Below are 18,682 nucleotides of genomic sequence, written 5' to 3'. Positions count from 1 at the left end.
CTAAACAATTAATCATGACTGGCTTCAATAATTTTAGTCGCCAATTCCTGAGGGCGGGTAAACATTGCTTCATGGCTTCCACCCATTTCAACCAACTTAAATTCTCCGAGTCTGTTCGACATTTTAGGGTGCCAAAAGCCAGCAGGTAAAGCCTGATCTTCGGTGCAGTTCAGGTAGCTTTTTGGAATATTCAGCGTATAGAATTTTTTTAGATCCAGTCGATCATGAAAGGGCTGACAAGGCTCAGGCGTAAGCATCTTGTAAGTTTCCTCGGCCATTTGATCATCTGCATCATTGATGAAAGCATGACGCCATACTTCATAAGGCAGTAAAACAGTATTATCACCCGATGCTGCGGCCAAACTCGTAAACAGCTCGTAGTAGGCTTCTGGCATGTTATCAAACATATTTTCGCCGTCTTGTAAAACAAAAGCATTCCAGTAAATCAGCCTTTGAATGCGCTCAGGAATGGCCTCGGCGACTTTGGAAATAATGGTGCCACCATAGCTGTGCCCAAGCAGTACAATCTCGCTGAGATCATGCTTTACGATATAATCCGCAATCGATTGACTGCACTGCGCGTGAGTCACATTCCGGTCGGCATTTGGGCCATGGCCTGCCACGGTCGGACAGTGCACGGTATGGCCTTGAGCACGTAAATGAGTGGCTACAGGTTCCCAGAGAGAGCCATCGTGCCATGAGCCATGAACAAGTACATATGTTATCATTTTGATCGTCCTTTAATGTGTTGATCGGGTTTAAAAGTCTTTTGAAATTCCGAGGGTAATCACATGGTTTTGATTACTTAAATTGGTGCCTGTACTGTTTCCAGTACCGTTTAAGGTTTTGTTCACCGCATATTCATAGCTAAGATTGAGGGTTGCAAAACCAAGATCATGGCCGTAGCCAATAGTCCATGATTGATTGGCGACGGCATTGGCATAAAAATTCACCAATGTGTCTTGAGCATCTACAACTGAGTCTGCATGGCTATAGCCAAAACGCAAATGATCATGAGGTGTGAGCTGATAATCCACGCCAGCTCGATAAACCGTTTGATTTTGCCAGTTAAAAGAACCTTTTTTTCCTAATCCATCAGCATCTTGCCAATTAAAACGTACGATATCGGCTGCTAGAGTAAGCTTTTGATTTATTTTGTGTTTAATTCCGATTCCATAACGTTCTGGCAAATTAATTCTGCCTTCACTGCGTGCCAATAAATCATTTTTATAGTCATCAAGCTTCGAAAATTTCATTTCAGTGCTATAGCTCGCGCCAAGCCACCAATTGGGCTGAAATTCCCAAGTACTACCTATGCTTGCACCAACACCATAAGCCCACTGATTACCATGACTTTCTAGAAAAATGGGCGTACCTTGTCCATCGACTCCTGCAAGCACACCTTTTGCCCTGAATTGCTGAATACCTAAATCTAAACTGGCACCCAAACTGAGATTGGGTAAAACCTTGTACGATACAGTCGGGCTTGCCTTTACAATTGCCAGATTATCTTTGGCTTTATCGGATGGAAATCCATGGATTGCAGGCTCATCATAGTCTACCGCTGCACCAGCACCCGTGAGACTTAGTCCCCAACTTAAGCGGTCGTTATAATGCTGGACTAAAGCCAGACTTGGGATCGGAATGACTTTGTCGGAATGAAAGCCTTCTGGCTGATTCAGTAAGGTCGCTTTAGCACGAATATTTAATAAAGAAAGTTGGGCGTCTGCACCACTGTTTTGAAAAGATAGATTGGCAGGATTATCTTGAATCGAAGTTCGATCCATACCCTGAGCAAGACTTACTCCGCCCATACCGCTAGAGACTTGTCCTGATCCAGTATTATAAACGCCATTAAATGCATAGCTTGATAATGGCATGCAGGCAATCAGAACCAGAGATAACTTATGAGGAAACATACTCAAAATCCTTGTATTGAATAAGTCAAACCATTTGACTTTTATTTATCTAAAATTATTTAGAGTATTTTAAATTTTAAATGATTGGTTTTATATTTTTAGTCATGTGAGAGTATATATTTATACATTATTGATATAATAATTTTACAGGTAAATTAAAAAGGTTCTTATTAAGAACCTTTTTAATTAAAACTGATTATTTGGATTTTGTATTGTTTTTTAACCACGCTCTTATTATATTGATTGTCTCTTTTGTTTTATTGAGTACGCCATACATTTCAAAAAAACCATGTACCACACCTTTTATTTCATGATATTCAGTATTTACTAAACTGCTTTTTAATTTTTCAAAATAAACACAACCCTGATCATGTAAAGGATCAAATTCGGCTGTTATAATTAATGTAGATGGAAGATGTTGGTGACTTTGAGCGAGTAGTGGCGAGGCAAGCCATTGATAAGCAAAATCTTCATTTTTCAAATAGATTTGTATCATCTTTGACATTTGTTCGGCAGATAGAGGAGGAGTGAGCTTCTGTTTTTCAAAGGATGGATATTTGTTGTCATGTATTACGGTAAGATCAATACATGGGTAGATTAAAATTTGCCCTGCTAAAGAAGTTCTATACGTTTGTTCTTTAAAAGTGAGAGCAGTGATTGCTGCCAGATTGCCCCCTGCGCTGTCTCCTGCAACATATAAATGGTCTGGATGAATGCCAAGAGCAGATGCATGTTCAAAAATCCACTGTGTGGCATGAATCGCATCATGAGCAGCTTGAGGGTATGGGTATTCAGGCGCAAGACGATAATCGACACTAATGACATTAACATCTAGATCATTCACTAAATGCCGACAAAGTAAATCATGCGTTTCGATACTCCCTATACACCAACCTCCGCCATGGAAGTAAATCAGTGTTTCACATGATTCACTATGCTGGCGTTGAGTTTTATACAATCTTAAGCGTAAGCTACCATCGTCTACTTGTATCCATAAATCTTCTACGTCTTGAAGTTCAATGAATTGCCCCGCTACATGAGGACCAAAATTGAGATACCAGTTTCTCATTTCATTGATATTTGGGTCATTTAGAGTACCAATATCAAATGCAGGTGCACCTTGATTTTCAAGCATTGCAAAAAAACTTGCCAGTTGAGGATCTAAACTCTGTAACATGTATTAAAAATCCTTTTTAAATCTTTTTGATTTATTTACGATTTGAGAAGTTATGTATTGTTCAAGACATAACTTCTCAATGCTTAACCAATTTTTAAAATGGGTTTGAGCGTGATGCCTTTATGGCTATCAATTGCAGCCTGATTAATATCTTTAAAATCATAGAACTTAACCAGTTTGTCGAACGGAAACTTACCTTGCTGATACAGCGAAACCAAAGCCGGAATAAACTTTTTCGGTACGCCGCTGCCTTCTACAACGCCGATAATCGATTTGCCGCCAAGCAATAAATCATTCACGTCAAATGCTGCGGTCGTTCCTAAAGGCGGAGCACCTACCACTGCAATGCTGCCAAGAATACCGAGCGCATCGATCCCTTGTTTCAAAATTTCTGGGCGTCCAGTCGATTCAAGAGCAAACTTTACACCACCGCCTGTGATTTCCTTGATGGCTTCGACGGGATCTTGCGTTTTACTGTTGATAACATGGGTCGCACCAAGTTCTTTGGCTAACGCCAAACGAGACTCGACAATATCCACTGCAATAATAGTGGTCGCACCACATACTTTTGCAGCAAGAAGTGCACTGAGTCCGACTGCGCCTGCACCCCAAGTGACAAAGCTACTGGCAGGCGCGACTTTCAGCGCATTGATTGCAGCACCTGCACCAGTTTGTATGCCGCAGCCGAGTGGCCCCAAAAGTTCAAGCGGTACATCTTTACTCACTTTTACGGCATTATTTTCACGGCTGATGGCGTAGGTTGCAAACGAAGATTGCGCAAAGAAATGATCATGAATTTTATGATGATCGTGCGAGCATACGGCAGAATGCCCATCTGGATCTCCACCACTGAAGTTTCGTCCAAAAAAATCCTGACAGTAGGCTGGTTGTCCGCTGCTACACTGCTCACAGCTTCCACAAAAGCCATAGCTGAGCACCACGTGATCACCTACAGCCAAATCTTTGACATTCGGGCCAATGGCTTCAATGATGCCTGAACCCTCGTGACCAAGTACCGCTGGTAATGGAACAGGATAATACTGATCACGCACAATCAGATCGGTATGGCACATTCCCGTTGCCACAATTTTAACCAATACTTCATCGTTTTGAGGTTCACGAATTTTGAGCTGTTTGAGCTCAAAGTCTGCGCCTTTGCATTCGGTCACTGCTGCTGTGATTTCGGTAAACTTTGTCATTTCTATACATCCTGTATGAGAAAAAAATTAAAATGGATAGTGTGGGGCCTCAGCCTGAATGGTCATCCATTGCCACTGAGTAAATTCATCTGGATTTGCTGGCCCACCAATTCGTGTTGCATTACCAGACGCGCCAAATCCGCCAAATGGATTAATCGTTTCATCATTTACGGTCTGATCATTGATATGTAACAAACCAACATTTAGCTGTGCACCGAGTTGCATGGCACGCCCCACGTTGGATGAAATAATGCCAGCCGAAAGCCCATAATCTCCCATATTGGCCAGTTCAATCGCTTGTTCATCGCTTGCAAAAGGAATCAGTACGGCCACTGGCCCAAAGATCTCTTCACTGAAAATTGGATTGTCTGCTTGCACCTGTGAAAGTACGCTTGGCTCAAAGAACGGGCCATTCGCTTTACCTCCAATTTCAAGGGTCGCGCCGTGTTCAACCGCGGCTTGAACCAATGCTTCTACGCGCTTGCTTTGCTTTTCATTGATCAAAGGGCCAATGGTCACGTTTTGCTCTAAAGGATTACCCACCACAAAGCGTTTGACCTTTTCGATTACACGCGCTTTGAGGGCATCGTAAATTTTTTCATGAATTAAGATTTTGCCAGATGTCATGCAAATCTGCCCAGAATGCAAAAATGCACCCCATGCAATATTCTCGGCTGCTAAATCGAGATCGGCATCGTCGAGAATAATCAGTGAGTTTTTGCCGCCAAGTTCTAACGAGACTTTTTTCAAAGTTTTGCCTGCATTGGCACCAATGATACGGCCCACCTGTGTTGAACCCGTAAACTGAATGCTGGCAATATGTGGATCGAGTGTGAGTGCTTCACCTGTATCGGCGCCACCTGGTAATACATGCAGTAATCCCTTTGGTAAGCCAGCCAGTTCAAAAATGCGGGCAATTGCGTAACCACTACACACCGCCGTTCGTTCATCTGGCTTAAGTACCACCGCATTACCAAATGCCAAAGCTGGCCCAACCGCACGAAGCGCCAAATAAAGCGGAAAATTAAAAGGTGAAATCACGCCGACCACACCCAACGGTAAGCGTTTGGCCAAGCTTAATTTACCGTTGCGACTCGGTAATATGTTCCCCTGATCTAGCTGCGGAAATGCAATACAGTTTTTAAGCATTTGAATGCTTACTTTCACTTCAAACTGAGCTTTGAGTGCCAGTGAGCCACTTTCACGAATCAGCCAATTGACCAGTTCATCTTGATGCTCTGTGGCAATCTGTACGGCTTTTTCAAATACGGCTTGGCGTTCTAAATAATCGAGCGCCCACCACTGCCGCTGTGCCGTTTGCGCTTCTTTCGCTGCTTGAGCAACATCTGTAGGCGATGCAGAGCCTGTCTGGCCGAGCTGCTCACCTGTGGCAACTTCTACCACACCATAGGGTTGTCCGCTTTCAAACCAACCGCCATTAAATAATTTTTTGTTCCAAATTGAAGCATCAAGTAATGTCATATAGACCTCGTAACGTCCTGTTCGTGCTTTTTCGATAATTTCGTTCTTACGATTGTTTAAAACCACACAGACTAAAATCGTATGTGTAGTATCGATATCTCACCTATTGCAGGGAATGTGCCACTATTTAAATTATTGTTTTTATTAAATTAATTTTTTTAAATTTTCGGGTAATTGTTCAGGGGCTGGACACTATTGAATTGTACATTGTCCAGAATCTGAACAATGTACAATACTGTCCTTGAGCTTATTACTGTAAATACTTATACAGTGTTGTTCTTGAGATATTGAGTCGCTTAGCGGCTTGAGAGATGTTGCCTTTTTCTTGTTGCAAAATGTCTAAAACGAGCTGTTTAGTCATCTGATTCAGTGAAGTTTGAGGTTTATTTGCTAGGTAGGATTGGGGCGTAACTTTTCGTTGCTGTGGTACATGTAAATGTTCAAGATGCGCATGTTCAAGAGAATCATGCGCTATAAGCGCCGCAGAAAGTTGAATCACATGAGTCAATTCTCGAATGTTTCCTGGCCAATCATAGTGCTCGAACTGTTCTTGAACATTGACCGACCAACTGTAAATTTTGGCGTTGGCCAGCAGTGTCTTAAAAATATCAATTTTATCTGGACGGTCTTTGAGTTGCGGTAACTCGATCTGATAGCCACATATTCTGTAATACAAATCACTTCTGAAGTCATGATTGTCAATCATTGCCAATAGATCTTGATGGGTGGCAGAAATTAATTTGAACTGACTTTGAATCGGCTTATGACCGCCTACACGATAAAAAACCTGATCTTGTAAAACGCGTAATAATTTTGCCTGTAAATGTTTGGGTAAATCACCAATTTCATCTAAAAACAAAATGCCCTGATGAGCAAGTTCGATCAAACCACGTTTGCCTTTGGCACTTGCTCCTGTAAAAGCACCTGCTTCATAGCCGAAAAGTTCAGATTCAAGTAAGTGTTCAGGAATAGCTGCACAGTTAATCGAAATAAATGCCTGATCTTTTGTCGCAAATTCGTGAATTTGACGTGCCAAATGATCTTTACCTGAGCCTGTGGCACCCGTAATTAAAATGGGTACATCGGAATGCAAGATTTTGCTTAATTTGGCAATATCTTTGAAATCGGGTGTAGATGTGCTGAATAGGTGGCTTGTTTTTTTAGTCATTTGGGGCGTGTATAAACGTGCATAAAACAGCGCTTCGTCTTGACTACGTATAAATTGCGTCTGCTGCTCAAGTGAGGCGAGGGTACTTATCGAACTGAAATAGTTCGAAATGGGCTTATACAATAATTGATCGATAGACGTGTTGAGTAGAGTTAGTGCCATTTGATTGGCTTTTTGAATCTGCCCCGTGGCATCAATTTCAATCATGCCAGTATAGGCTGTTTTTAATAAATCTTCTGAATGCTGAAAATAAAGCAGCTTATGCTGTGCTGGCATATTCTTTTTTATAATTTCATTTTCAACCACATACCCCTGATAAAGCAGGTGTCTTAGCCAGTTACTGGCCAGTTGTTCACGATACGAGGTGATGTCTAGCGCGCCCAGTATTTTGCCCTGACCATTGAACACAGGTACCGATGCACAGTAAAAGTCAGAAAATTCATTTAAATAATGCTGGTGGCCCATCATAATGATCGGCATCTGACTCAAAATACTACACGAGGGCGCAATACTGCCAAACTGTGCAATATCCAGAACTTGACCTTGCTTTAAAAAATGATAGGGCGAATGAGGGTCAGGATTTTGATATTCGGCAATAATTTTAAATTGGGTATTAAGGAAAAATGTACAAATATTCTGATGTTTAAACAGCGCCCAAATATCTTTCAAAATAGGAAAAACCGTTTCAGATAGACGAATATCGTCTGTGGTTAGGGGCTGCTGTGTCGAAGCTGGAACTGGCGTGAACGGGCTCAAGCCCGCTGCTTTGGCTTTATGCCACATCTGTAAAATGGTTGGATCAAGCTCGGTTTGTTCTGGAACTTGACCCGTTTTATAAAAATAATCTTTAACTTGGCACCAGTCACGACTTGATGAAATTTGCATAGTTTGAATCCTTCAAAAACAAAGAAACGTTGCTCGCGACTACATCCGAAACAACATCATCTTTTCATCGTCCATTGAATCTTTTTTGACTATAGCAAAGATACTTTTTGAGTTGTGTATAAAAGTTGATTTTATAGATTTTAGGCGTTTTATACGCATTAACATATCCTAAAGGTATGAATATATGTATTTTTGAATATCGACACACGTGATTAAAAAAAATAAATTAGCGATCAATAATTATTTTTATTACATGATCAGGATGATCTTTTGGGAAGGACCTATGCAATATTCAACAACGCGTCTTTATCAGTTTATGCTACGAATGGGGGTTACTTTTGGCATGGTAGGCTGTATCGGTGTGATACCGACAGTGGTCAATGCTCAAGATAACTGGACACTTAGCCTCAAAAACGCTTATATCGATCGTGATTATGACGGCAATGCTGTCAAGGACACCGGTAGCTGGTCGCAAGGCGCTTCTTTATTTTATAAATCTGACTATTACAAAACACCCATCGATGGACTTGAAATTGGTGTGGATGGTTCAGTGCAATATGCGGTTCGTTTGAGTCATGACAAGGGGGTGGCGGATACCATTTTACCTTTTGATCCGGTAAGCCAAAAGCAGGCGCGTGATTATTTGAAATATGGTGGAACACTTAAACTTAAATATGATCAAACCGAACTTCGTGTGGGTGAGCTTTGGCCAGATTTACCTGTCACTGCGGTAGACCGTAGCCGTCAGTTACTGACTTCGTATCAGGGCGTTAGCCTCAATTCGAAACTGACCAGTAAACTTACCGGTGAAATCGGGATAATTTCTAAAGTATCACCACGTAACGAAGAAGATTTTCGTAAACTGACCTTCACCAAAAATGGCATCAAATACGTTTCGGACGGTTTAAATTACATCGATTTAAAGTATCAGGTTTTACCGAATTTAAAGCTTGAATATTATTTTGGTAATTTAGAAAATCTTTATAACAAACATTATCTTGGCGCAGATTATAGCTACAAGCTTTCGCCTGAGGCCTCGTTGCATACCAAGCTTAAATATTTTAATGCCAGTGAAGACAATAAAAATTACAACATTGATAGCCAAAACTTCGGAATTTTAGAAACTTTGAAATACCGAAATCATACTGTCGGATTGGGTTATCAGCAAATTGTGGGAGATGCTTACCCACTGCCAGATGGTTTTTTACCTGAAACCTATTTCATCAACTGGAACACCACAGGCTTCTTTAAATCTGATGAAAAATCAGTTCACTTTATCTATGGCTACGACTTTAAAGATTATGTACCGGGTTTAAATTTTACCTTTAAGCATGTGTATGGGTACGACTTTAAGACCGCAACAGGTCTGAAAAACAAAGAGCAAGAAAGCAACTTTATTTTGAATTATGCCTTTCAAAATCCAAAGCTAAAAGGCGTCGGATTCCAGTGGTTGTATATCCCGTATAAAGTCCGTTATGGAACGGATTTTAACGAAAATCGTTTATTTCTAACTTACACCAAAAAATTCTGAGTGCTTGGTGCTAAATCCTTATGGATGGAGGAATGTTATGTCTAGAGAAATTAATGTCAATCAGATGATTGACGACTCAAAGCTCACGCCGTTTCATTGGCGAGTGATTATACTCAGTACCCTCATTATTATTTTTGATGGCTACGATCTGGTAATTTACGGGGTGGCGCTACCGCTTCTGATGAAAGAGTGGGCCATTGATCCGGTTACCGCAGGCTTTATTGGCAGTATTGCATTGTTTGGTATGATGTTTGGTGCCCTGATTTTTGGCACCATCGCCGACAAGCTTGAACATTTGGGTGTGAGCCGTAAAAAAGTCATTGCGGTCTGTATTATTTTATTTAGCTTGTGCACGGTATTGTGCGGTTTTTCTGAAACCACCACGCAATTTTCCATATTTCGCTTTTTGGCAGGTGTAGGCATTGGTGGTGTAATGCCAAACGTAATTGCACTGGTCAGTGAGTACGCACCGAAAAAATTTAAAAGTTTTTTTGTAACCTTGATGTTTAGTGGTTATGCCATTGGCGGCATGACGGCAGCTTTTCTGGGGTCGATTTTAGTGCCGCTTTATGGCTGGAAAATCATGTTTATGATTGCCGGAATTCCATTGGTGTTGTTATTGCCTCTCATGAAAGTTTTGCCTGAATCGATTGACTATTTGGTTCGCAAAAAGAAAGATGAAACGGTTCGTTTTATTATGACCAAAATGGTGCCGTCGTATCAGTATCAGCCCGATCATGTTTTTGTACTGAACTCATCGAATCAAAATCAGGCACAAGCGCCAGTCAAAATGATTTTTCAGGAACAGCGTGCGTTTAGTACGATGATGTTCTGGTGCTCAATTTTTATGACACTGATTATGGTTTATGCACTGGGGAACTGGTTGCCAAAACTGATGATTGAAGCAGGTTATAACCTCTCGAAGAGTCTCATTTTCTTGTTCTCTTTAAACGTGGGGGGAATGATCGGCTCTATTTTGGGTGGATATCTGGCGGACCGCTATAACGTCAAATTTGTGACCATGGGCTTGTTATTGCTGGGTGCGATTTCACTGAGTCTGTTGTCTTTCCAGTTTAGCAGTGTGATTTTGTATATCTTAATTGCATGTGCGGGCGCAGCCTCAATTGGTGCTCAAATTATGCTGCTGGCCTATATGGCAAAATTTTATGCGCCAAATGTTCGCTCTACTGGAATTGGTTGGGGGCTTGGCATGGGACGTGTCGGCGCAATTTTAGGGCCAATCTTGACTGGGTGGTTATTGTCTTTGCAACTGCCGCACTTCTATAACTTTCTGGCACTGAGTATTCCTGCGGTTCTTGGTATTGTCACGGTATTTTTAATCAATGACAGACGTATGTATCAACCTGAACCGATCAGCCCGATTGCCAATCAAAACGACACCACTACGGTGAAAGTGAACGAAGCAGTCTCGCATTAATCTAAAAAATTATAAAAACCCATCAGCACCTCACAGTCTGATGGGTTTTTTGTTACCAGTTTGGCGGCTCAGTAAAACCTTCATAGGCATATATCTGGCGAATCGTTTCGTACAACGAATAAATATAAGTGCTTTCCTCCATATTGCGCACGGCAATATAGATGGGCGTGATGGCATCGGGATCTAGAAGCGGCACATAGCTCAGATTAAAAAGCTGGATACTTTGCGTACTGGCCGGTACCAATGAAATTCCTTCACCCGCTGCCACCAATCCAAGCGCCAGTTGAACTTCACGGACTTCATTAATTTTGGTGGGTTCTAAGCCATGATCAGAAAAGATATTCATTACATGGGTAGAAAAATTAGGCTTAGGCGAGCTTGGATAAAGCAAAATTTTTTCATCAATTAAATCATTTAAGTGCACGCCTTTATCTTTCATTTGATTAAGCGGATGGCTGGCATGTACGGCTACCATCAAACGTTCATTACGCAATAAGGTACGTTTAATGGCGGGATCACTGATTTTAAGTCGACCAAATCCGGCATCGATACGGCCTTCTTTTAATGCTTCGGTTTGTGCCTTGGTGCCCATTTCGTAAAGTTCAATGCGTAAATTGGGGTGTGCCTGACGATACAAATGAATAATCCGTGGCAGTAAACCAAATAGGAGCGAACCCACAAATCCGATACGAATGGTTTTTTCAACCGAGGCAATGCGCTTGGTCATGGAAACCATTTGATCGACATTCGACAATAGTTTGATGGCGTACTGATAAAAAAAGTGACCCTCAGGTGTTGTCTTGACCGGTCTGCTGCCGCGCTCTAAAAGCTGAATCCCCAATTCTTCTTCAAGATTTTGAATTTGTCGGCTTAAGGGCGGCTGTGCAATGCATAATTTGTCTGCGGCTTTGGTGAAGCTTTGCTCCTCAACCACAGCCACAAAATAGCGGAGATGTCTAAGTTCCATTTAAAAATACTCCATAGGTATTTTATTATACAAATAATGTGTTTGAACTTATTAAAACATTCTTTTAAGGTATAAACAAGCAAGAAAGACAAGAAGAAGGCAGGGGCTTGACCCATTAAATGCTTTCTTCAATTTGGAAAATTGAAAGCTGAAATGGATATTCGTTTTATTTGTCGGTTCTGCCGTTAAGTAAACATTTTATGCGTTGCGTTGTTTAATTGAATGTTTGACTAAGCACAGCGTTTTGCTCTGGCCTAGACAAGTTTCTTATTTTGGAATGTTGGAGAAAGGATATGCCACGTATTCCCGTCATTAATACTAGCCATCTTGACCGAATTGATGAACTGCTTGTAGACAATACCGAAACAGGTGAATTTAAGTTACATCGTTCTGTATTTACAGATCAGGCACTTTTTGATCTTGAAATGAAATACATTTTCGAAGGAAATTGGGTTTATTTGGCTCATGAAAGCCAGATTCCCAACAACAACGACTATTACACCACCTATATTGGCAGACAACCGATTTTGATTGCGCGTAATCGCAACGGTGAACTCAACGCCATGATTAACGCATGTTCACATCGTGGTGCACAGCTGTGCCGTCATAAGCGTGGTAATAAGACCACATATACTTGCCCATTTCATGGCTGGACCTTCAATAACTCAGGAAAATTGTTGAAGGTGAAAGATCCAAGCGATGCTGGTTATTCAGATTGTTTTAATCAGGACGGTTCCCACGACTTAAAAAAGGTGGCGCGTTTTGAAAGTTATAAAGGTTTTTTATTTGGCAGTCTGAATCCTGATGTACCGTCACTGCAAGAGTTTTTGGGGGAAACCACCAAAATTATCGACATGATTGTCGGGCAATCCGATCAGGGCCTTGAAGTACTGCGTGGTGTTTCGACCTACACCTATGAAGGAAACTGGAAGTTGACCGCAGAAAACGGAGCAGATGGCTATCATGTTTCGGCGGTGCACTGGAACTATGCAGCCACCACGCAGCATCGTAAAGAAAAACAGGCAGGTGATACCATTCGCGCGATGAGCGCGGGCTCGTGGGGGAAACATGGTGGCGGTTCATATGGATTTGAACATGGTCATATGTTGCTCTGGACACAATGGGGTAATCCGGAAGACCGACCAAACTTTCCTAAAGCAGCGGAATATACCGAAAAATTCGGTGCTGCAATGTCGAAATGGATGATCGAACGCTCACGTAACTTGTGTTTATATCCAAACGTGTACCTGATGGATCAGTTTGGTTCGCAAATTCGTGTTTTACGTCCAATTTCGGTCAATAAAACCGAAGTCACCATTTACTGTATTGCGCCTGTAGGTGAAGCACCCGAAGCGCGTGCACGCCGTATTCGCCAGTATGAAGATTTCTTTAATGCATCTGGAATGGCGACGCCAGACGATCTTGAGGAGTTCCGTGCCTGTCAGGCTGGTTATGCAGGTATCGAACTGGAATGGAACGACATGTGCCGCGGATCAAAACATTGGATTTATGGACCAGATGATGCCGCTAATGAAATCGGATTAAAACCGGCTATTAGTGGTATTAAAACTGAAGACGAAGGCTTGTATTTGGCACAGCATCAATACTGGCTCAAAAGTATGAAGCAAGCGATTGCTGCGGAAAAAGAATTTGCATCGCGTCAGGGAGAGAACGCATGAATGCTACAGCACTTTTAGACACCATCAGCATCGAACAGATTAGCCAGTTTTTGTATAGCGAGGCCCGTTTTTTAGATGATGAGCAATGGGATGACTGGCTTGAATGTTATGCACCTCAAGCCTCATTTTGGATGCCCGCGTGGGACGATAACGACCAGCTCACTGAAAACCCCCAAACTGAGATTTCGCTGATTTATTATCCAGATCGCCAAGGTCTTGAAGATCGAGTATTTCGGATTAAAACCGAGCGTTCATCGGCGACCATGCCAGATACGCGTACGGCACACAATATTAGCAATATCGAAGTTGAATCACGTGATGGCCTTCAAATCACAGTACGTTTTAACTGGAATACGCTCAGTTTCCGCTATAAAAACAGTTACAGCTATTTTGGCATGTCACGCTATGTAATCGATTTCTCAGGTGAACAACCAAAAATCTTGAGCAAGTATGTGATGCTTAAGAATGACTATATTAATCAAGTCATTGATATTTATCATATTTAAATCAGTTATACCTCAGTCAAACGGACACTTGACTGAGGGTTTATGAGTTTATATTTGAATAGGATTCCTGCCATGTCAAACCATCAAGTAGCACTTCAATTTGAAGATGGCGTTACCCGTTTTATTCGCATCGCTCAAGGTGAAACCTTATCCGATGCCGCATACCGTCAGCAAATCAATATTCCAATGGACTGCCGTGAAGGCGCGTGTGGTACCTGCCGTGCTTTTTGTGAATCGGGCAACTATGACATGCCTGAAGACAATTACATTGAAGATGCACTCACCCCAGAAGAAGCGCAGCAGGGCTACGTTTTGGCATGTCAATGCCGTCCAACTTCAGATGCTGTATTTCAAATTCAGGCGTCTTCTGAGGTATGTAAAACCAAGATTCATCACTTTGAAGGCACGTTGGCGCGGGTTGAAAATCTATCGGATTCGACCATCACCTTTGATATTCAGCTCGATGACGGTCAGCCCGATATTCATTTTCTGGCAGGGCAGTATGTCAACGTGACGCTGCCGGGCACCACGGAAACACGCTCGTATTCGTTTAGCTCACAACCAGGCAATCGCTTAACCGGGTTCGTGGTTCGTAATGTGCCGCAAGGTAAAATGAGCGAATATTTAAGTGTGCAGGCCAAAGCAGGCGACAAAATGAGCTTTACTGGACCATTTGGTAGTTTTTATCTGCGTGATGTCAAGCGTCCTGTGCTCATGCTGGCTGGCGGTACGGGAATCGCACCGTTTTTATCGATGTTGCAAGTACTTGAGCAAAAAGGCAGTGAGCATCCAGTACGACTGGTGTTTGGCGTAACCCAAGATTGTGATCTGGTGGCGCTTGAACAACTCGATGCACTTCAGCAGAAACTACCATGGTTTGAATATCGTACCGTGGTGGCACATGCAGAAAGTCAACATGAACGTAAAGGTTACGTGACGGGTCATATCGAATATGACTGGCTAAATGGCGGTGAAGTTGATGTGTATCTGTGCGGACCGGTTCCTATGGTGGAAGCGGTGCGGAGCTGGCTGGATACGCAAGGTATTCAACCGGCGAACTTTTTATTTGAAAAATTCTCTGCCAACTAACTCAAAACGGAGACCGATATGAATTCGACACAACGTTTTGAACATAAAGTTGTCATTGTAACAGGTGCAGCTCAAGGCATTGGTCGTGGTGTTGCACTACGGATTGCCCAAGAGGGAGGGTGTCTGATATTGGCCGACCGTTCTGATCTGATTCAGGCGGTATTGGCTGAGATCAAAGCCTTGGGCGCATTGGCAATTGCTGTTGAGACAGATTTGGAAACTTATGCTGGCGCAGAGTTGGTGGTATCACATGCAATTGCCGAATACGGACGCATCGACGTGCTGATCAATAATGTCGGTGGTGCAATCTGGATGAAACCCTTTCAGGAGTTTTCAGAAGAGGAAATTATTCAGGAGGTTCATCGCTCCCTATTTCCAGCGCTCTGGTGCTGCCGTGCAGTACTTCCAGAAATGCTAAAACATCAACAGGGCACTATTGTAAATGTGTCGTCAATTGCGACACGAGGTATTCACCGAATTCCATATTCGGCTTCTAAAGGCGGTGTAAATGCCTTAACGGCTTCACTTGCCTTTGAGCATGCCCAGCATGGTATTCGTGTGAATGCGGTTGCAACGGGAGGAACTAAAGCACCGCCGCGTAAGATTCCACGTAATGCCCAGCCTTTATCGAAAAGTGAACAAGTCTGGATGCAACAAGTGGTTGACCAAACCATTGATCGAAGCTTTTTAGGGCGTTATGGCAGTATTGATGAACAAGTCAATGCGATTACCTTTTTAGCCTCAGATGAATCTTCTTACATCACGGGCAGCGTGCTTCCGGTGGGTGGAGGCGATCAGGGATGATCTGATGGTCATTATTTAAAGGGAGACTGCAAGGAGGCATCATGACAACCCTGTTAAAAACATTGAAGCAAGATTGGTCGTTATCGGCCACGATTGCAGGCTTTTTAGCGGTCCTGATTTCATACTCGGGCCCGTTAATTATCTTCTTTCAGGCGGCACAAAAAGCACATGTCTCGACAGAGATGATGATCTCTTGGATTTGGGCTATTTCGATCGGTGCCGCCGTGACAGGTATTTTTTTATCTATTCGGTTTAAAACACCTGTAGTGACCGCGTGGTCGGCACCCGGGACAGCATTGTTGGTTACTTTGTTTCCCAACATTAGTTTAAATGAAGCCGTTGCCGCTTATATTACCGCGGCAATTGTGATTTTTCTGGTCGGCATTACCGGCTATTTTGACAAACTACTCAAATGGATACCGCAGGGAATTGCTGCTGGCATGATGGCCGGCATTTTATTCCAGTTTGGTCTTGGGCTATTTCTTGCCACCGATACTTTACCGCTGATCGTGTTTAGCATGTTGCTGTGTTATCTGATCAGTCGACGCTTTTCACCACGTTACTGCATGCTTTGGGTACTTATTTGTGGTGTAGCGTTTAGTTTTTTTCTTGGAAAAATGAATCCGGTGCCGCTAGATTTTCAAATTGCACGCCCGCAGTTTATTGCACCAGAGTGGTCATGGTTTTCAACCTTAAATTTGGCGCTGCCGCTAATTTTGGTGAGCTTAACAGGGCAGTTTCTGCCTGGTATGGCCATTTTAAAACTCAGTGGGTATAACACACCCGCCAAACCAATTATTGCCGCCGCAAGCTTGGCCTCGTTGTTTGCTGCCTTTGCAGGTGGAATTACCATTGTACTGGCCTCCATTACAGCCACCTTATGTATGGGTAAAGATGCACATGAACTCAAAGACAAACGCTATATTGCTGGAATAGCAAATGGTTTGTTTTATGTTTTAGGAGGTGTGTTTGCAGGCAGTATTGTAGCGTTGTTTAGCTTATTGCCCAAAGAGCTGGTTGCTGCACTGGCCGGACTTGCGCTTTTGGGTGCAATAGCAAGCAATATTAAAATTGCCATGCAAGAAGATCAGCAACGAGATCCTGCACTGATTACCTTTTTGGCAACCGTTTCGGGAATGCATTTCTTGGGCTTGAGTTCAGTGTTTTGGGGGATGTGTATTGGCATGCTGGCCTATTTTATTTTACTTAAACCCAAAGCCAGCTAAACTAAATTTGTCATTTAGACCATTCGATTATTTCTATCATATTCGCTTTATTCTAAGGCGAATTTTGTTTTTTAAGAGATGACATATCACTCAGCTTAATTTGTTTCTATTTCATTCCTGTTGAAACCACGATAGGTTTGAGTAGTTCAATGCATGACAATTTTTTAACTCCTGAATATTCCTTTTATGAAGGTATTTAGCGATATCTGCTCGACCATAGTAATGATCACATTATGAGCTAAATTTACTTTTTAAAATTTAAATATATTATATATATTTGAATTTTATTGTTTTATTTTAATTTTTAGCTTAGAAGTTTTTATTAAGATTTATTTTTAAATTAGATGTCGAAAAAATTAGTATACCAAAAAAGCATGAAAACATACTCTCTTAGGAATTGGAGTCGCCATGAGTTTCAGATACAGTTGATCAGTATGGAAGGTATAGAAACGACTATCGAAATAAATAAGTTTGTGGTGTGTGAAGCAAGGTAAAGCTCAAGGCTGAGGCAAACCAAGCAAAGGTTAATTGAACCGATATGCACAACACATTCAACGATAGCGTCGACAGATAAGTTTATCAAATGATGTTTTGGCGATTTCAAGGAGAAAGCCATGGAAGTTAAAATATTCAATACTCAGGATGTGCAAGATTTTTTACGTGTTGCAAGCGGACTTGAGCAAGAAGGTGGCAATCCGCGTGTAAAGCAGATCATCCATCGTGTGCTTTCAGATTTATATAAAGCCATTGAAGATTTGAATATCACTTCAGATGAATACTGGGCAGGTGTGGCATATTTAAATCAGCTAGGTGCCAATCAAGAAGCTGGTTTACTCTCGCCAGGCTTGGGTTTTGACCATTACCTCGATATGCGTATGGATGCCGAAGATGCCGCACTAGGTATTGAAAATGCGACACCACGTACCATTGAAGGCCCGCTATACGTGGCAGGTGCGCCTGAATCGGTAGGTTATGCGCGCATGGATGACGGAAGTGATCCAAATGGTCATACCCTGATTCTACATGGCACGATCTTTGATGCAGATGGAAAACCTTTACCCAATGCCAAAGTTGAAATCTGGCATGCCAATACCAAAGGCTTTTATTCACACTTCGACCCAACAGGCGAGCAGCAGGCGTTCAATATGCGCCGTAGTATTATTACCGATGAAAACGGTCAGTATCGCGTTCGTACCATTTTGCCTGCGGGTTATGGTTGCCCACCAGAAGGTCCAACGCAACAGTTGCTGAATCAGTTGGGCCGTCATGGTAACCGCCCTGCGCACATTCACTATTTTGTTTCTGCCGATGGACACCGCAAACTAACTACGCAAATTAATGTGGCTGGCGATCCGTACACCTATGACGACTTTGCTTATGCAACCCGTGAAGGCTTGGTGGTTGATGCAGTGGAACACACCGATCCTGAAGCCATTAAGGCCAATGATGTTGAAGGCCCATTCGCTGAAATGGTTTTCGATCTAAAATTGACGCGTTTGGTTGATGGTGTAGATAACCAAGTTGTTGATCGTCCACGTCTAGCGGTGTAATACACCAAAATGGTTCAAAATTATCAGGCGAGTGATCATGATCACTGGCCTGTTTTTATTTC

15 protein-coding genes are annotated in these 18,682 nt (G+C 42.3%); 8 read left to right on the top strand and 7 right to left on the bottom strand.

The window, feature by feature from the left end; genetic code table 11:
• Positions 1-8 precede the first annotated feature (8 nt).
• The 6 genes from F952_RS08160 to areR form a co-directional block, all read right to left on the bottom strand.
• Positions 9-728, bottom strand: a complete 720-nt coding sequence (locus F952_RS08160; protein ID WP_004925525.1) for an alpha/beta fold hydrolase — start codon at positions 726-728, stop codon at positions 9-11.
• 30 nt (positions 729-758) lie between these two features.
• Positions 759-1,919: an OmpP1/FadL family transporter gene (locus F952_RS08155; RefSeq protein ID WP_004925520.1), complete on the bottom strand. Its 1,161-nt coding sequence runs from the start codon at positions 1,917-1,919 to the stop codon at positions 759-761.
• Between the two features lie 196 nt (positions 1,920-2,115).
• Positions 2,116-3,096 (bottom strand): benzyl esterase AreA, encoded by a 981-nt coding sequence (gene areA / locus F952_RS08150; RefSeq protein ID WP_004925518.1) that lies wholly within the window; start codon positions 3,094-3,096, stop codon positions 2,116-2,118.
• Positions 3,097-3,179: 83 nt separating this feature from the next.
• The gene (gene areB / locus F952_RS08145; protein WP_004925516.1) at positions 3,180-4,295 is read right to left on the bottom strand and encodes a benzyl alcohol dehydrogenase AreB; all 1,116 of its coding nucleotides are present in this window, start codon (positions 4,293-4,295) and stop codon (positions 3,180-3,182) included.
• A 27-nt stretch (positions 4,296-4,322) separates the two neighbouring features.
• Positions 4,323-5,777: a benzaldehyde dehydrogenase AreC gene (gene areC, locus F952_RS08140; protein WP_004925515.1), complete on the bottom strand. Its 1,455-nt coding sequence runs from the start codon at positions 5,775-5,777 to the stop codon at positions 4,323-4,325.
• 250 nt (positions 5,778-6,027) lie between these two features.
• Positions 6,028-7,830: a sigma 54-interacting transcriptional regulator AreR gene (gene areR, locus F952_RS08135; protein WP_004925511.1), complete on the bottom strand. Its 1,803-nt coding sequence runs from the start codon at positions 7,828-7,830 to the stop codon at positions 6,028-6,030.
• Between the two features lie 283 nt (positions 7,831-8,113).
• Here areR and benP point away from each other — a divergent pair, with 283 nt between their 5' ends.
• Together benP and benK are read left to right on the top strand one after the other, a co-directional pair.
• A complete protein-coding gene (gene benP / locus F952_RS08130; RefSeq protein ID WP_004925506.1) occupies positions 8,114-9,361 on the top strand; it encodes a benzoate transport porin BenP in 1,248 nt (415 codons plus the stop codon).
• A gap of 37 nt (positions 9,362-9,398) precedes the next feature.
• Positions 9,399-10,799: an MFS family benzoate transporter BenK gene (gene benK, locus F952_RS08125; protein WP_004925503.1), complete on the top strand. Its 1,401-nt coding sequence runs from the start codon at positions 9,399-9,401 to the stop codon at positions 10,797-10,799.
• A gap of 52 nt (positions 10,800-10,851) precedes the next feature.
• On the opposite strand, the gene benM is transcribed toward benK, so the two are convergent.
• A complete protein-coding gene (benM, locus tag F952_RS08120; RefSeq protein ID WP_004925500.1) occupies positions 10,852-11,766 on the bottom strand; it encodes a benzoate utilization transcription regulator BenM in 915 nt (304 codons plus the stop codon).
• A gap of 293 nt (positions 11,767-12,059) precedes the next feature.
• Between benM and benA the strand changes: the two genes are divergently transcribed.
• The 6 genes from benA to catA all read left to right on the top strand — a co-directional run bounded on the left by benA (position 12,060) and on the right by catA (position 18,620).
• On the top strand, positions 12,060-13,445 hold the full coding sequence (gene benA, locus F952_RS08115) for a benzoate 1,2-dioxygenase large subunit BenA (protein WP_004925496.1): 1,386 nt from the start codon (positions 12,060-12,062) through the stop codon (positions 13,443-13,445).
• Positions 13,442-13,951, top strand: a complete 510-nt coding sequence (benB, locus tag F952_RS08110; RefSeq protein ID WP_004925491.1) for a benzoate 1,2-dioxygenase small subunit BenB — start codon at positions 13,442-13,444, stop codon at positions 13,949-13,951. Before benA ends, benB begins: the two co-directional genes overlap by 4 nt.
• Positions 13,952-14,023: 72 nt before the next feature.
• Positions 14,024-15,040, top strand: coding sequence for a benzoate 1,2-dioxygenase electron transfer component BenC (gene benC / locus F952_RS08105; protein ID WP_004925482.1), 1,017 nt, complete (start codon positions 14,024-14,026; stop codon positions 15,038-15,040).
• An 18-nt stretch (positions 15,041-15,058) separates the two neighbouring features.
• Complete coding sequence (gene benD / locus F952_RS08100; RefSeq protein ID WP_004925479.1) at positions 15,059-15,844, top strand: benzoate diol dehydrogenase BenD; 786 nt, start codon at positions 15,059-15,061, stop codon at positions 15,842-15,844.
• A 41-nt stretch (positions 15,845-15,885) separates the two neighbouring features.
• On the top strand, positions 15,886-17,070 hold the full coding sequence (gene benE / locus F952_RS08095) for a benzoate/H(+) symporter BenE (RefSeq protein WP_004925476.1): 1,185 nt from the start codon (positions 15,886-15,888) through the stop codon (positions 17,068-17,070).
• Between the two features lie 614 nt (positions 17,071-17,684).
• Entirely contained in the window at positions 17,685-18,620 is a 936-nt protein-coding gene (gene catA / locus F952_RS08090) for a catechol 1,2-dioxygenase (protein WP_004925474.1), read from the top strand.
• The last annotated feature ends 62 nt before the right edge of the window (positions 18,621-18,682 follow it).

Source organism: Acinetobacter baylyi DSM 14961 = CIP 107474 (assembly GCF_000368685.1).
Lineage (GTDB): Bacteria > Pseudomonadota > Gammaproteobacteria > Pseudomonadales > Moraxellaceae > Acinetobacter > Acinetobacter baylyi.
The sequence above is the reverse complement of the archived record's forward strand: the minus strand, read 5'-3'. Positions and strand labels throughout refer to the sequence as shown.

Excerpts from the sequence above, each read along its gene's own strand:
- F952_RS08160 (WP_004925525.1), bottom strand. The coding sequence starts at position 728 with ATGATAACATATGTACTTGTTCATGGCTCATGGCACGATGGCTCTCTC.
- F952_RS08155 (WP_004925520.1), bottom strand. The coding sequence starts at position 1,919 with ATGTTTCCTCATAAGTTATCTCTGGTTCTGATTGCCTGCATGCCATTA.
- areA (WP_004925518.1), bottom strand. The coding sequence starts at position 3,096 with ATGTTACAGAGTTTAGATCCTCAACTGGCAAGTTTTTTTGCAATGCTT.
- areB (WP_004925516.1), bottom strand. The coding sequence starts at position 4,295 with ATGACAAAGTTTACCGAAATCACAGCAGCAGTGACCGAATGCAAAGGC.
- areC (WP_004925515.1), bottom strand. The coding sequence starts at position 5,777 with ATGACATTACTTGATGCTTCAATTTGGAACAAAAAATTATTTAATGGC.
- areR (WP_004925511.1), bottom strand. The coding sequence starts at position 7,830 with ATGCAAATTTCATCAAGTCGTGACTGGTGCCAAGTTAAAGATTATTTT.
- benP (WP_004925506.1), top strand. The coding sequence starts at position 8,114 with ATGCAATATTCAACAACGCGTCTTTATCAGTTTATGCTACGAATGGGG.
- benK (WP_004925503.1), top strand. The coding sequence starts at position 9,399 with ATGTCTAGAGAAATTAATGTCAATCAGATGATTGACGACTCAAAGCTC.
- benM (WP_004925500.1), bottom strand. The coding sequence starts at position 11,766 with ATGGAACTTAGACATCTCCGCTATTTTGTGGCTGTGGTTGAGGAGCAA.
- benA (WP_004925496.1), top strand. The coding sequence starts at position 12,060 with ATGCCACGTATTCCCGTCATTAATACTAGCCATCTTGACCGAATTGAT.
- benB (WP_004925491.1), top strand. The coding sequence starts at position 13,442 with ATGAATGCTACAGCACTTTTAGACACCATCAGCATCGAACAGATTAGC.
- benC (WP_004925482.1), top strand. The coding sequence starts at position 14,024 with ATGTCAAACCATCAAGTAGCACTTCAATTTGAAGATGGCGTTACCCGT.
- benD (WP_004925479.1), top strand. The coding sequence starts at position 15,059 with ATGAATTCGACACAACGTTTTGAACATAAAGTTGTCATTGTAACAGGT.
- benE (WP_004925476.1), top strand. The coding sequence starts at position 15,886 with ATGACAACCCTGTTAAAAACATTGAAGCAAGATTGGTCGTTATCGGCC.
- catA (WP_004925474.1), top strand. The coding sequence starts at position 17,685 with ATGGAAGTTAAAATATTCAATACTCAGGATGTGCAAGATTTTTTACGT.